We start from the raw sequence: 13,820 nt of genomic DNA on the forward strand, positions 1-13,820 counted from the left end.
AGAGGCGACCTGTTTGTAGAAAATGAAATGATTTTTGGTTCAGCTCCGTAGGAGCGACCTGTTTTAAAACGAATTTTATGGCTAATACCTATTCACAAATTTACATTCAAATTGTTTTTGCTGTCAAAGGCAGAGAAAATTTGATAAAAAAAGAAAACCGTGAAGAACTACATAAATTCATAACAGGTATTGTTTCAAACAGAGGTCAAAAATTATTATCCATTTTTGCAATGCCAGATCACGTTCATATTTTGATTGGAATGAAACCTAATCTTTCATTATCAGACTTAGTCAGGGATATTAAAGCAGGTTCATCAAAATTCATTAATGACAGTAAATGGATTAATACAAAATTTAATTGGCAAGAAGGATTTGGAGCTTTTTCTTATTCAAAGAGCCATTTAGATAATGTGGTGAAATATATTCTAAATCAAGAAGAGCATCATAGAAAACAAACATTTAAAGAAGAATATCTTTCATTCTTAGAAAAATTTGAAATTGATTATGATGAGAAATATTTATTTGATTGGGTTGAATAACAAACAGGCTGGTAAAACAGGTCGCTCCTAAGGAGCTTCTAAAAACATACCTAATTTAATGCTACAAACAGTAGGCCTCTCTGAGGCAACTAAAGCAGAAATAATGTATGTAAATTTAAATAAGCCTCTGAGAGGCAATCTGTTTGTAGAAAATATAATTTAAATGACAAAATTAGCTCCTTAGGAGCGACCTATAAAAACATCAAAAACAAAAACAAATGAAAACAGCATATATTGTTAAAGCTTACCGTACAGCGGTAGGAAAAGCACCTAAAGGTGTATTTCGTTTCAAACGTCCTGATGAATTAGCAGCTGAAACCATTCAGTTTATGATGGATGAGTTGCCTAATTTTGATAAAAAACGTATTGACGACGTTATGGTAGGAAATGCCATGCCGGAAGCAGAACAAGGTCTTAACGTTGGACGTTTGATCTCTTTAATGGGATTAAAGGTAGAAGACGTTCCTGGTGTTACCGTTAACCGTTACTGCGCATCTGGATTAGAAACTATCGGAATGGCCACGGCTAAAATCCAATCAGGAATGGCAGATTGTATCATCGCTGGTGGTGCAGAAAGTATGAGTTATATTCCGATGGGAGGTTACAAACCAACTCCGGATTATAAAGTGGCTGCTGCAGGCCACGAAGATTACTATTGGGGAATGGGGTTAACTGCTGAAGCTGTGGCTAATCAATATAAAATTTCAAGAGAAGATCAGGACGAGTTTGCTTACAACTCTCACATGAAAGCATTGAAAGCTCAGGCAGAAGGAAAATTCGACAAACAAATCGTTCCAATTACTGTTGAGCAGACTTTCATCAATGAAAATGGTAAAAAAGAAACTAAATCATACGTTGTAAATAAAGACGAAGGACCAAGAGCTGGAACTTCTAAAGAAGCTTTAGCAGGTTTAAGACCAGTTTTTGCTGCTGACGGAAGTGTAACGGCTGGTAACTCTTCTCAAATGAGTGACGGTGCTGCTTTCGTTTTAATTATGAGCGAAGAAATGGTAAAAGAATTAAACCTTGAACCAATCGCACGTTTGGTAAACTTTGCTTCTTCTGGTGTTGAGCCAAGAATTATGGGTATTGGTCCTGTAAAAGCAATTCCGAAAGCCTTAAAACAAGCAGGATTAACATTGAACGATATCGAGTTAATTGAATTAAACGAAGCTTTTGCTTCACAAGCTTTAGCAGTAACTCGCGAATTAAACATTAACCCAGAAATCGTAAACGTAAACGGTGGAGCGATTGCTTTAGGTCACCCTCTAGGATGTACAGGAGCTAAACTTTCTGTTCAGTTATTCGATGAGATGAAACGCAGAGGTAATAAATACGGAATCGTTTCTATGTGTGTGGGTACTGGGCAAGGTTCTGCTGGTATTTACGAAGTTCTTTAAAAAAGAGAATAGAATATAGAGTATAGAAAATAGATTTTTTCTTTGAGAATTAAGAGATATACTTTTTGGAATGACAGAATGCTTAAGAGCTTAAAATGTAGTACTAATCTTGCTTTTAATTAATTTCTTATCTTGCCTCAAAAAACATGAGACATAATTATAAGAATTTAAAGATTTGGCAACTTGGAATTACAATAGCTAATGAAATTTCAGATTTATTACTAGAATTTCCAAAACATGAACGATACGATTTGAGTTCTCAAATAAGCAGATGTTCTGTTTCGATGCCTAGTAATATTGCCGAAGGATCTTCAAGAACAGATAAATCTTTCAGTCATTTTTTAGATATTTCTCTTGGCTCTTCATTTGAACTAATAACGCAATTATTAATTGCTACACATAGAAAATATATTAACGAGATACAATTTAACCAATTAGAAATTAAAATAGAAGAATTCCAAAGAATGACAATGAGTTTTCAAAACGGGCTAAAGTAAAAGTCTATTTTCTATACTCTATATTCTATTTTCTTTCATAAAAACAAAAACAAAATGGCAGATACAATCGAAAAAAACGTGACTCGTGGTGGTCAGTTTTTAGTTAAAGAAACAAAATGCGAGGATATCTTCACACCAGAAGATTTCTCTGAAGAGCAGTTAATGATGCGTGACTCTGTAAAAGAGTTCGTTGACAAAGAATTATGGGCGCATAAAGATCGTTTTGAGAAAAAAGATTATGCGTATACTGAATCATCTATGCGTAAAGCTGGTGAACTTGGACTTCTTGGAGTTGCAGTTCCGGAAGAATACGGCGGATTAGGAATGGGATTTGTTTCTACAATGTTGGTTTGTGACTACATTTCTGGAGCAACTGGTTCGTTCTCAACTGCTTTTGGTGCTCATACTGGAATTGGAACTATGCCCATTACACTTTACGGATCTGAAGCGCAAAAGAAAAAATACGTTCCGTTATTAGCTTCTGGAGAATGGTTTGGAGCTTATTGCTTAACTGAACCAGGTGCAGGATCTGATGCTAACTCAGGAAAAACTAAAGCAGTTTTATCTGAAGATGGAAAATATTACTCAATCACTGGACAAAAAATGTGGATTTCGAATGCAGGTTTCTGCAGTGTTTTCATCGTTTTTGCTCGTATTGGAGATGATAAAAATATTACAGGTTTCATCGTAGAAAACGATCCTTCAAACGGAATTTCTATGAATGAAGAAGAGCATAAATTAGGAATCCGTGCTTCTTCTACTCGTCAGGTTTTCTTTAACGAAACAAAAGTTCCGGTTGAAAACATGTTGTCTGAAAGAGGAAACGGTTTCAAGATCGCAATGAACGCTTTGAACGTTGGTCGTATTAAATTGGCTGCGGCTTGTTTAGATGCACAAAGAAGAGTTACTTCTGGAGCTGTAAAATATGCTAACGAAAGAATTCAGTTCAACACTTCTATTTCATCTTTTGGAGCTATCCGTTCTAAATTAGCTGAAATGGCAACTAACGCTTACGCTGGAGAAAGTGCTTCTTACCGTGCTGCAAAAGACATCGAAGACAGAATCGCTGCTCGTGAAGCAGAAGGAACAAGTCACCAAGAAGCAGAATTGAAAGGTGTTGAAGAATATGCTATCGAATGTTCTATCTTGAAAGTAGCGGTTTCTGAGGACGTTCAAAACTGTTCTGACGAAGGAATCCAAGTTTTTGGTGGAATGGGATTCTCTGAAGATACTCCAATGGAAAGTGCTTGGAGAGATGCTCGTATCGCTCGTATCTACGAAGGAACAAACGAAATCAACAGAATGCTTTCTGTAGGTATGCTGATCAAAAAAGCAATGAAAGGTCACGTTGACTTACTTGGACCAGCAATGAAAGTTCAGGAAGAATTAATGGGAATTCCATCTTTTGATACTCCAGATTACTCTGAATTATTCTCTGAAGAAAAAGTAATCGTAGCTAACTTGAAAAAAGTTTTCTTAATGGTTGCTGGAAGCGCTGTTCAAAAATACGGACCAGAATTAGATTCTCACCAACAGTTATTAATGGCTGCTGCTGATATCTTAATCGAAATCTATATGGCTGAAAGTACAATTTTGAGAACTGAGAAATTAGCTAAAAAAGAAGGTGAAGATAAAGTTCAAGAGCAAATTGCTATGGCAAAATTATACTTGTACAAAGCGGTTGATATTGTAAACTTAAGAGGAAAAGAAGGAATTGCTTCTTTCTCTGAAGGTGACGAACAACGTATGATGTTAATGGGACTTAAACGTTTCACTAAATATACTAACCTTCCAAATGTTGTGGCACTTAGAGAAAAAATTGCAGAAAAATTAGTCGCAGAAAACAGTTACTGCTTCTAATTTCAAAATAGTTTTTAGCTTTTTAATTTGTTTAAACCCGCGCAAGTCCGAAACTGCGCGGGTTTATTTTTTTTGTTTTGCTACAGATTTAAAGGGTTAACACTGATTTTTTTAATCAATTAGATTCTTTAAATCGGTAATATTAACTTTTTTTTCAAAAAAAAAAACGAACTCAAATCGACGCAATATTTTTGCAACGATTTGCAAAATTTTCGTTAAAATTGATTTTTTGATTCCTCTAAAGGATTAAATATTGAGTGTATTGCTGTATATTTAGCATTCCAAAAACGCTAAAAACAAAAAAATGAAACGAATTACCTTTATTACATTAGCATTATTGTGCGTAAGTATCTCCAATACCTTTGCGCAAAAAAACAAAAAAATGGATATTATTGCCTATTACACAGGCGATTCCCAACTAATTGACCAATACGAAGTTGGAAAATTAAACCAAATCATATTTAGTTTCTGTCATTTAAAAGATGGTAAACTTACTGTTGATTCTCCGAAAGATTCTATTACGATTAAACATTTAGTTTCTTTAAAAGCTACAAATCCGCAATTAAAGATTATTGTATCGCTTGGTGGCTGGGGTGGATGTGAACCTTGCTCTGCTGCTTTCTCAACTGCTGAAGGACGCTTAAAATTTGCGAAATCTGTAAAAACTTTAAGTGACTCTTATAAAGTAGACGGTTTAGACTTAGATTGGGAATATCCTGCAATTGAAGGTCTTCCTGGTCATTTGTATCAAGCGGTGGACAAACCTAACTTCACTGAATTGGTTAAAATTTTACGTTCTACATTAGGTAAAAAATACGAATTGAGTTTTGCCGCAGGTGGTTTCCAAAAATATTTAGACGAGTCTATCGATTGGAAAGCGGTTACTCCATTAGTAAACCGTATCAACATTATGAGTTATGATTTAGTAAACGGATATTCTCAGGTTACTGGACATCATACCCCATTATACAGTACAAATCCAAAAGAAGAATCTACTGACAGAGCTGTTGAGTTTTTATTAAAACAAGGTGTACCTGCTGAAAAATTAGTAATTGGTGGTGCTTTTTACACCAGACAATGGATTAATGTAGAAAACATCAATAACGGCTTATATCAGGCCGGGAAACATGTTGAAGGCGTTAACTTTAAAGATTACGCCAAAACTTATACAGAAGCAAACGGCTGGAAATATTTCTGGGACGATAAAGCAAAAGCACCTTACTGGTACAACGCTTCAACTAAAACTTTTGCAACCTCTGATGATCTTAAATCTATTACAGCAAAAGCAGAATACGTAAAAGCTAAGAAATTAGGCGGAATCATGTTCTGGGAACTTACTTTAGACAGTTTCCGTGACGGAATGGTAAATGAAATTTACAAAGTGAAAACAGCAAAATAATTCACTTAACAACATAAAAAAGGCAGTTATTAAAAGTAACTGCCTTTTTCTGTTTTATATAATAGTAAAATTTTATTAAACTTTTGATTTGTCCAATTCTCCAATAAACGGAATAGCCTCTAGTATTTCACTTCTAATAATAGTCTGCAAATAAACCTCTAACTGAATGAACTTTGCTGCATTAATTGCCCCTATCGCTTTTTTAGCTTTTGAATAGGTTTTACAGTAAAGTTTTTCATAAGCAATATGATTTTTCAAGGTTCCTTTTGCCAATTCATCTGCTTTAGCATCAGTCAGTGTTTCATAATTGGCAGCGTAATCATTTATTAATTGAAATTTGGTCTGACCTAATGCTTTTCGCTGTATTTCATAATCATCATAAACTTTAGCAAAAGCCGTAGATTGAGCATCTGAAAGATTCATATACTGTTTTACCAGCTCACTTTTCGATTTTCCGTAAACACTTTGCAAAACATCTACGTCCTCTTTAAAAGAAGATTGTGCATAAGATGAAAATGAGACAAGGGCCATAATAAGAATAAGACTTAATTTTTTCATAGTTCTAATTTTTAATTTGTTTTTAAAAATAATATTCGTCAATAATATATCGATTTTAAAAATTTCGCATACAAAACCCTATTATACACAAGCGCTCTACTTTTTTTCTTCTTTTGGCGCACTTATCAATCCATCATAGTAAATCGGCGCTCTATTATTACTATTGACATTAAGCGTAGCTGTTCCGTTAAAGAAAATGGTAAAAAACAAATCATAAACATCATTCTTGCCTCGAACCGTTGCCTTTAGAATTGTACTTTTCTTTTTATTCTCAATTTTGATGTTTTCAGGTTTTCCTTCGAATTTAATGCCTCCATCACTATTGTATCCTACATTATAACCACGACCGAAAAAAGGAAGATCGCAAGTGGTATTTTCGGTATTAAACTTTAAAAAATAGGTGTTGTAATCCAACTGAATTAATCTGCCACCTTGTGGCGTAACTTTCTGAGCCTCGAAAACAAAATTTTTAGTATCTAAAAGTGATTGCACCTCTTTTTGTTTTTCGAGTTCTCTTTCCTGCTTAAGCTCTTTTTTTGTTTTTTCCTGTGCTGAAACAGATAAACTTAAAGCCAAAAATAACATCAGAATAAATAGTTTCGTTTTCATAACACTATTTTTTAGTAAAGCGCATCATTGCAATATCTCCGGAAATAAAATTTAAAGTCTTACCATCATCTGTAATATCATAAGAAGTTATTCTTTGAAGGGTTTTCATATAGGTCGTTTCTCCTTGACCACCATCCAGACACATCATTTTAGTCACTGCCATGGGTTGTGTAAAATCAATTTTGTTTCCATGGACAACTAATTTACCTGTATAATTATTACAACTGTTGTTTCCTGAAACTTGATTCTCTTTTGTATTAAAAACTATTGTTGGTTTTTTATTGGGATATAAACCATCAAAGGTAATTCGGGGGCCGGTAATATAATTCAGTTCCCAAGTTCCATCAAGCGATGAAGCATCACTTTTTTTACTTTTAGCAGTAGTACAAGAAAATAGTATAGAACCTAGAAAAACGAGAGCAAGAATCTTTTTCATCATAACCTTAAGTATTAAATATGAACGAATTAGAGAAGTCTGATTTCTAAAAAATGGCAAAGAAACTATAACGAATTTAAGCAATATTTTTGGTTTTTGAGCTCAATCGATATTAAATTATAACGTATAGTTTGACTTTTTTTTAACTTTTAGAGTTAAAGTATTCCGTTATTTTATGTTAAATTTACTTAATCTTTAATTAAAAATGCCCGTAAATATGAAAAAATTAATCGTTTCTTTCGCTATAATTACAGCTTTAATCATTGGCTGTAAGACAAATAACAAATCGAATGACGCTAAAACTTTGACAGTTGCTTTAGAACCAAAAAGCAATAGTAAAGTTGGCGGAACCGCTGTTTTTACAGAAAAAAATGGCAAAGTTACTTTTACTGCAAAAATTTCAGGACTTGAGCCAGGAGTTCATGCAATCCACATTCATGAAAAAGCAGATTGTAGTTCTGCTGACGGAAGTTCAGCTGGCGGACACTGGAATCCCACTTTTAAAAAACATGGAAAATGGGGAGTTGGTGAATACCACAAAGGTGATATTGGAAACTTTACTGCAGATGCAAAAGGTAATGGTTCTATCACATTAACAACAGATGAATGGTGTATTGGATGCGGAGATGCTAACAAAGACGTTCTTGGAAAAGGCTTAATTGTACACGCAGGAACAGATGACTTTACAACCCAGCCAACAGGAAATGCCGGGGGAAGAGTTGCCTGCGCAGGAATCATCAAATAAGAAAAATCATAAATAACCACTATTTTTAACAAAATCTAGTGGTTATTTCATTTTAAATGAATTCTAAAACAAGAAAAAGACATAGCTTTGCATCAGCAAAATTAAGTCAATGATTAACCCATCAGCACACGGCTGGATAGATAAGTTTTTTAGCGAACAGAAGTTTTCAGAAGCCATTCCTTTTGAGACTGTAGAATCGTTTTACTATAAAGTAAGAGAAACGGGATTTATTTATGGTCATATCATTGCCATTGATTCGCAAGTTCCGATTCCGATAAAAGGCTGGTTTAAAACCGAAATTTCTAAAGTTGCCTTACTTAATACTCTTTATCACGTTTTTTGTTTAGAGAAAAGAAATTCGGAGCCAACACATTTTATTTCAGAAGTTTTAAAGTTTTACAAACAGATGAATCCAGAAGGATTTAACCTGTTTAAAATTTTATTGCCAAAAGACACTCCTTCCCTTTCTTTAGAAACTATTATCGACGAGAGAGTACAAACAAATGACAGTATCATCAGTAAAAACTTCTCTCATTTGGTTACCAATGCACTATTGTTTATTGATGTTTTGGCTTTCAGACAATATCTAGAACATGGCGAAATTCCTGAGAAATATTTAAAACGAATTGAAGAAACCGTTTTAGGCATTGTTGGTTTGGCTTTAAAAACCAAAACTATAAAATCACAGCACGATGACTTATTAATCAAACTTTTTGAAGCTTCTATCCGTTATTCAAAATTCTCAAAAGTTACCGTTGACACTTTAGAGACTTTACAATTAGATTATTTCAAAAATAAATTGGAACAATATTATCTGATTGATATGGCTGGAATGGCGCTTTGGAGCGATGGAGTTGTTGAGAATGAAGAAGCTTACTTTCTCTATTCTTTAGGAACAACAATGGGAGTTCCTGATGATTTTGTAACCAAAAGCATGGACACAACCAATACTTTTATTACAACTCACAAAAAGAAAATTCCATACTTTAATTACTCTAATCCGGTTAAACATTTCTACGATCAGATGACACATAGTGTTGTAAAACTGATTACCAGAAATAAAAACAGATTAATTCGGGAAATTATGCAGAGTAAAGAACTTGTAATTTTACTTGCTTACTCTACAACAAGAGATTTGGATGCTAAAGAAAAGAAAAAAGTAAAAAAACAGCTTCTGGACATCTGCAAAACCATTCCGTCTCTGACTATATTTTTACTTCCAGGAGGAAGTTTATTGCTACCGATATTAATCAAGTTTATTCCAACAATGCTTCCATCAGCATTTAATGAGAATCTTGATGAAAACGAATAAAAAAAATCGCCCTTTTTAAGAGGGCGATTTTTTTATGTATCTATTAAAGATCTAATTGATAAACCGAATCCAGTTCTTCGTTTGAACTAATGGTTACATTCAAATCGGTTACAAAACCTGAATTTAAACCATAAACCCAGCCGTGAACCATTAAATCTTGTCCGTTTTTCCATGCATTTTGAACAATTGATGTTTTTGCTAAGTTATAAACCTGCTCTTTAGCATTGATTTCAACAAAAGCATTAAAACGATCCTCTTCGTTTTCGATTGAATTTAAGTATTTATCATGCAAACGATATTCATCTTTGATGTGACGAAGCCAGTTGTCAATAATTCCAACAGACTGATGTCCCATTGCAGCTTTTACACCACCGCATCCGTAATGTCCGCATACGATAATATGTTTAATTTTCAAAACATTTACAGCATAATCCAGAACGCTTAACATGTTCATATCAGAGTGAACAACCATATTAGCAATGTTTCTGTGTACAAAAACTTCTCCTGGTTTTGCACCAACAATTTCGTTTGCAGGAACACGGCTGTCAGAACATCCAATCCATAATAATGGCGGTTGCTGCCCTTTTGCCAAATCAGCAAAATAATTTGGATCTTTTGCCAATGAAGTTTCAACCCACTTTTTATTATTTTCTAATAACTGCTCATAAAATTTTCTCATTTTTTTCTTTTTTGTGTGGTAATTTCTAAGTTATAATAGTCTCAAAAAATGAACTTGATGTAAAGTTACCTAAATTTTGAGACTTCTTTTGCGTTAAAAGCACGTTATTTTAATTATTCTCCTCTAACAACTTCTTTCTGAACTATTTCTCTTTTCGCTACATCATAATAATGCTCAATCGTAACATGATTATTATTTTCTGGCGTATTCTCTAGTTCATAAGCCTCTTTAAAGCCTTTTAGTTTGACCTTAATATTTTCGTCAATTGCTCTGGTTTCTTTAAATTCACGAATTAAATCCAAAACATCATGCGCAATATATTCTGTATCATGAGCATTAATTATAACCTTTGAATTTTCAGGAATTTCATTTAACGTTTGTTTGATTGCAGCCTTATTCAAGAACGAAACTTCCTGTGCTAAATCAATATGAATGATATCTCCATCTTCATATTCTTCTTTTTTAAAGATATAAGCTCTTTTAAGATTTCCTCTCAAAACGAAAATAATACTGATGATGATACCCAACGCAACACCTTTTAGCAAATCTGTCGCAACGACAAAGACCAAAGTTGCAATAAAAGGGACAAACTGGTATTTACCCTTTTTCCAGAAATGCATAAAGGTTGCTGGTTTTGCAAGTTTATATCCCACCAAGATTAAAACTGTTGCCAATGTTGCCAATGGAATTTTGTTTAAAATCATTGGAATAGACAAAACACTTATTAATAAAAGCATACCATGAATTATGGTAGACATTTTTGATTTTGCCCCTGCATTATTGTTTGCTGACGAACGCACTACCACAGATGTCATAGGAAGACCTCCTAAAAGAGAACTTACAACATTTCCAATACCTTGTGCTCTTAACTCGACATTGGTATCGGTATATCTTTTTTGAATATCCATTCGGTCTGAAGCTTCGATACAAAGAAGTGTTTCAATAGAAGCGACAATGGCAATTGTAAGGGCAACTACCCAAACCTGCGGATTTGTAACCGATGCAAAGTTTGGCATAATTATAATTGATTTAAAATCATCAAAAGATTTTGGAACTGGCAAAGAAACCAAATGTTCTTTTGCAATTGCCAAAGCGCTTCCTGTTGATACAAATATTTCGTTTAAAACTACTCCGGCAATAACAGCTACTAAAGCTCCCGGCACTAATTTTATTCTTTTTAGAAATGAGACTTTTTCCCAACAAAGCAAGATTGTCAGCGAAACCAAAGTAACTACAACAGCTCCTAACTGAATATGATTTAAAACATCAAATAAAAATGAAAAAGAATTGCTTCCATCATTCTGAATAAAAGCCTGATCTCCTTCATAATCGGCATCATAACCAAAGGCATGCGGTATTTGTTTCAGAATAATGATAATTCCGATACCTGCCAACATTCCTTCAATTACGTTGGTTGGAAAATAGTTCGATATACTTCCGGCTCTTAAAAATCCTAATGCTAATTGAATTAATCCAGCAATAAAAACAGACATTAAAAAAACATCAAAAGCTCCTAAATCGGTAATAGCGGTTAAAACGATAGCTGTTAACCCAGCCGCCGGACCTGATACACTAATATGTGACTGACTTAGATATCCGACTACAATACCTCCGACAACACCAGCGATAATTCCAGAAAATAATGGTGCTCCAGAAGCCATTGCAATACCTAAACACAACGGAAGAGCCACCAAGAAAACCACTAAACCTGAGGCAAAATCAGATTTAAGGTTGGCAAAAAGATTGATTTTTTTTGTCATAACACAATACTAAAAAAATTATTCATAAAAGATTTACCGCGTCTGCTGTTCAAATGCGGTTAAAGATCAAAATAATCGGAAGTATTATGCTAAATTGGGAGGTGGAGCAAATATGCTCGGTGAAATATTGTCAAGTTTTACAATATTTTCAGATATAATGGTTTTCTTTTCAATGCAAACCGGCAGTAAAACTTCGTGTTCTAAAATGATTGGATGCACTACATTTTTAAGTTCTTTATGAACTTCTTCTTCCGCGATACTAAAAGACACAGCTGTATTATTGCCTTTCTTTAACGCCTGAACAATAGTTGGGGTCGATAAAAAAGCAATAAAAATGAATAATAATATGCGAGCTACAAATTTCATTGAAACAAAAATAGCGTTAAACAAATAAAATCAAAGAGATTTTTATAGAAATTTAACAAAAACAAAAAAGCAGAACGCAATTTTTATGCCGTTCTGCTTCTAATTTATTAAAATACAATATTTTACAACGTCTCTTCTAACCAAGCATTCATCATCCAGATTGTTTTTTCCTGCTCAGAAATAAAGTCACTCATCATAGAATTGGTTCCTTCATCGTTAATTTCGTCAGATTTGTTTAATATCTCTCTTTCGATTTTTAATAAATCTGATAAGGAATGAACAATTAAATGAACTGCTTTCTCGTCATTCGAAATATTTTTACCAACTGTTAATTTATTGTTTTGAATATAATCTTCAAAAGTATGTAGTGGAGTTCCTCCAATTGTCAAAACTCTCTCCGCTATCATATCAATTTTCAATTGTGCATCTGTATACAATTCTTCGAATTTTACATGTAAATCAAAAAAACGTTTTCCGCGAATATTCCAGTGAATCCCTCTCAAATTTTGATAATAAACCTGAAAGTTCGACAACAACACATTCAATTCTTTTACTAATAATTCTGACTCTTTTACAGGTAATCCTAATATATTTGTTTTCATAATCTAATTTTTTACACTAATTTACTACAAATTTAAAGCAACTTCAAGAAAATTTATATAAATAAAAATTATATTTTCTTATTTTTGCATCAAAATTTATTATCAATATGACTATAACTCAATTACAATATGTGTTAGCAGTTGCTGAACATAAAAATTTCACGCTTGCTGCCGAAAAATGCTTTGTAACGCAGCCAACTTTAAGCATGCAGATACAAAAGATTGAAGAAGAGCTAAATATCTTAATTTTCGACAGAAGCAAAAAACCTATTCAGCTTACCGATATAGGTCAGAAAATAGTAAATCAGGCTAAAAATATTGTAAACGAAGCCGATCGTATTAAAGATATAGTAGAACAACAAAAGGGTTTTATTGGAGGAGAATTCCGCTTAGGAATCATTCCAACTATTATGCCTACGATTCTTCCAATGTTCTTAAATAACTTCATCAAGAAATATCCAAAAGTTAAACTTTTAATAGAAGAGTTGAATACAGAGGAAATCATTTTAAAATTAAAAAATGGGCATCTGGACGCTGCTATTGCTGCCACTCCTCTTGAAGATGAAAAAATCAAAGAAATTGTATTGTACTTTGAACCATTTGTAGCCTATATTCCTGAAGGTCATGCAAGCTTTCAAAAAGAAGAAATCGAAGTTGCCGATTTAAATTTAAATGAAATATTACTATTGCAAGACGGACATTGTTTTAGAGACGGCATTTTAAATTTATGCAAAAGCGTTTCAGACGCCGACCAATCTAATTTCCAGATTCAAAGCGGTAGTTTTGAAACCTTAATTAAATTGGCAGACGAAGGCCTTGGCACAACGTTACTTCCGTACTTGCACACCTTAGACTTAAAAGAATCCGACAAACTGAAACTTCGAAACTTTAAGGAACCAAAACCAGCCCGTGAGGTAAGTTTGATTTACCCTAAGAGCGAATTAAAAATGCAAATCATCGATGCACTCCGATCTACAATTGCTGGCGTAATCAAGGGAGCAATTGTTTTTCAGAATGTCCAAATCATCAGTCCACTTCAAAAAAAGCAAGCATAAAAA

15 protein-coding genes are annotated in these 13,820 nt (G+C 33.6%); 8 read left to right on the forward strand and 7 right to left on the reverse strand.

The annotated features are described in order from the left end of the window. Window positions 1-77 precede the first annotated feature (77 nt). The 5 genes from tnpA (at window position 78) to BM289_RS06400 (ending at window position 5,695) form a co-directional block, all read left to right on the forward strand. Complete coding sequence (tnpA, locus tag BM289_RS06380) at window positions 78-539, forward strand: IS200/IS605 family transposase (protein ID WP_091491815.1); 462 nt, start codon at window positions 78-80, stop codon at window positions 537-539. 218 nt (window positions 540-757) lie between these two features. After that, the gene (locus BM289_RS06385) at window positions 758-1,939 is read left to right on the forward strand and encodes a thiolase family protein (protein WP_091491817.1); all 1,182 of its coding nucleotides are present in this window, start codon (window positions 758-760) and stop codon (window positions 1,937-1,939) included. Window positions 1,940-2,085: 146 nt separating this feature from the next. Beyond that, on the forward strand, window positions 2,086-2,436 hold the full coding sequence (locus BM289_RS06390) for a four helix bundle protein (protein ID WP_091491818.1): 351 nt from the start codon (window positions 2,086-2,088) through the stop codon (window positions 2,434-2,436). A 54-nt stretch (window positions 2,437-2,490) separates the two neighbouring features. Continuing rightward, complete coding sequence (locus tag BM289_RS06395) at window positions 2,491-4,296, forward strand: acyl-CoA dehydrogenase family protein (protein ID WP_091491820.1); 1,806 nt, start codon at window positions 2,491-2,493, stop codon at window positions 4,294-4,296. Window positions 4,297-4,600: 304 nt separating this feature from the next. Continuing rightward, window positions 4,601-5,695, forward strand: coding sequence for a glycoside hydrolase family 18 protein (locus tag BM289_RS06400; protein ID WP_091491822.1), 1,095 nt, complete (start codon window positions 4,601-4,603; stop codon window positions 5,693-5,695). Between the two features lie 75 nt (window positions 5,696-5,770). Here the strand turns inward: BM289_RS06400 and BM289_RS06405 are convergent, their stop codons facing one another. From BM289_RS06405 to BM289_RS06415, 3 genes are all read right to left on the reverse strand, one after another. After that, complete coding sequence (locus BM289_RS06405) at window positions 5,771-6,253, reverse strand: hypothetical protein (RefSeq protein ID WP_091492314.1); 483 nt, start codon at window positions 6,251-6,253, stop codon at window positions 5,771-5,773. Window positions 6,254-6,349: 96 nt separating this feature from the next. Then, complete coding sequence (locus BM289_RS06410) at window positions 6,350-6,862, reverse strand: DUF4251 domain-containing protein (RefSeq protein WP_091491823.1); 513 nt, start codon at window positions 6,860-6,862, stop codon at window positions 6,350-6,352. A gap of 4 nt (window positions 6,863-6,866) precedes the next feature. Next, window positions 6,867-7,301 carry an META domain-containing protein gene (locus BM289_RS06415; RefSeq protein WP_091491825.1) on the reverse strand — a complete coding sequence of 145 codons (435 nt, stop codon included), beginning with the start codon at window positions 7,299-7,301 and terminating at the stop codon, window positions 6,867-6,869. A gap of 214 nt (window positions 7,302-7,515) precedes the next feature. On the opposite strand from BM289_RS06415, the gene BM289_RS06420 reads away from it, so the two are divergent. Together BM289_RS06420 and BM289_RS06425 are read left to right on the forward strand one after the other, a co-directional pair. Beyond that, window positions 7,516-8,043, forward strand: coding sequence for a superoxide dismutase family protein (locus BM289_RS06420; protein ID WP_091491826.1), 528 nt, complete (start codon window positions 7,516-7,518; stop codon window positions 8,041-8,043). 109 nt (window positions 8,044-8,152) lie between these two features. Beyond that, on the forward strand, window positions 8,153-9,355 hold the full coding sequence (locus tag BM289_RS06425) for an LETM1-related biofilm-associated protein (protein WP_091491828.1): 1,203 nt from the start codon (window positions 8,153-8,155) through the stop codon (window positions 9,353-9,355). A gap of 43 nt (window positions 9,356-9,398) precedes the next feature. Here BM289_RS06425 and can read toward each other — a convergent pair whose 3' ends face one another. The 4 genes from can to BM289_RS06445 all read right to left on the reverse strand — a co-directional run bounded on the left by can (window position 9,399) and on the right by BM289_RS06445 (window position 12,762). After that, window positions 9,399-10,034 carry a carbonate dehydratase gene (can, locus tag BM289_RS06430; protein ID WP_091491830.1) on the reverse strand — a complete coding sequence of 212 codons (636 nt, stop codon included), beginning with the start codon at window positions 10,032-10,034 and terminating at the stop codon, window positions 9,399-9,401. Between the two features lie 113 nt (window positions 10,035-10,147). Then, window positions 10,148-11,794 carry a SulP family inorganic anion transporter gene (locus BM289_RS06435; RefSeq protein ID WP_091491831.1) on the reverse strand — a complete coding sequence of 549 codons (1,647 nt, stop codon included), beginning with the start codon at window positions 11,792-11,794 and terminating at the stop codon, window positions 10,148-10,150. Between the two features lie 84 nt (window positions 11,795-11,878). Then, the gene (locus tag BM289_RS06440) at window positions 11,879-12,160 is read right to left on the reverse strand and encodes a hypothetical protein (RefSeq protein ID WP_244165334.1); all 282 of its coding nucleotides are present in this window, start codon (window positions 12,158-12,160) and stop codon (window positions 11,879-11,881) included. 122 nt (window positions 12,161-12,282) lie between these two features. After that, the gene (locus tag BM289_RS06445) at window positions 12,283-12,762 is read right to left on the reverse strand and encodes a Dps family protein (protein WP_091491835.1); all 480 of its coding nucleotides are present in this window, start codon (window positions 12,760-12,762) and stop codon (window positions 12,283-12,285) included. Window positions 12,763-12,869: 107 nt separating this feature from the next. Here BM289_RS06445 and BM289_RS06450 point away from each other — a divergent pair, with 107 nt between their 5' ends. After that, window positions 12,870-13,817, forward strand: coding sequence for a LysR substrate-binding domain-containing protein (locus BM289_RS06450; RefSeq protein WP_091491836.1), 948 nt, complete (start codon window positions 12,870-12,872; stop codon window positions 13,815-13,817). Window positions 13,818-13,820: the final 3 nt, after the last annotated feature.

The sequence above is a fragment of the Flavobacterium phragmitis genome (genome assembly GCF_900112575.1).
Classification (GTDB): Bacteria; Bacteroidota; Bacteroidia; order Flavobacteriales; family Flavobacteriaceae; genus Flavobacterium; species Flavobacterium phragmitis.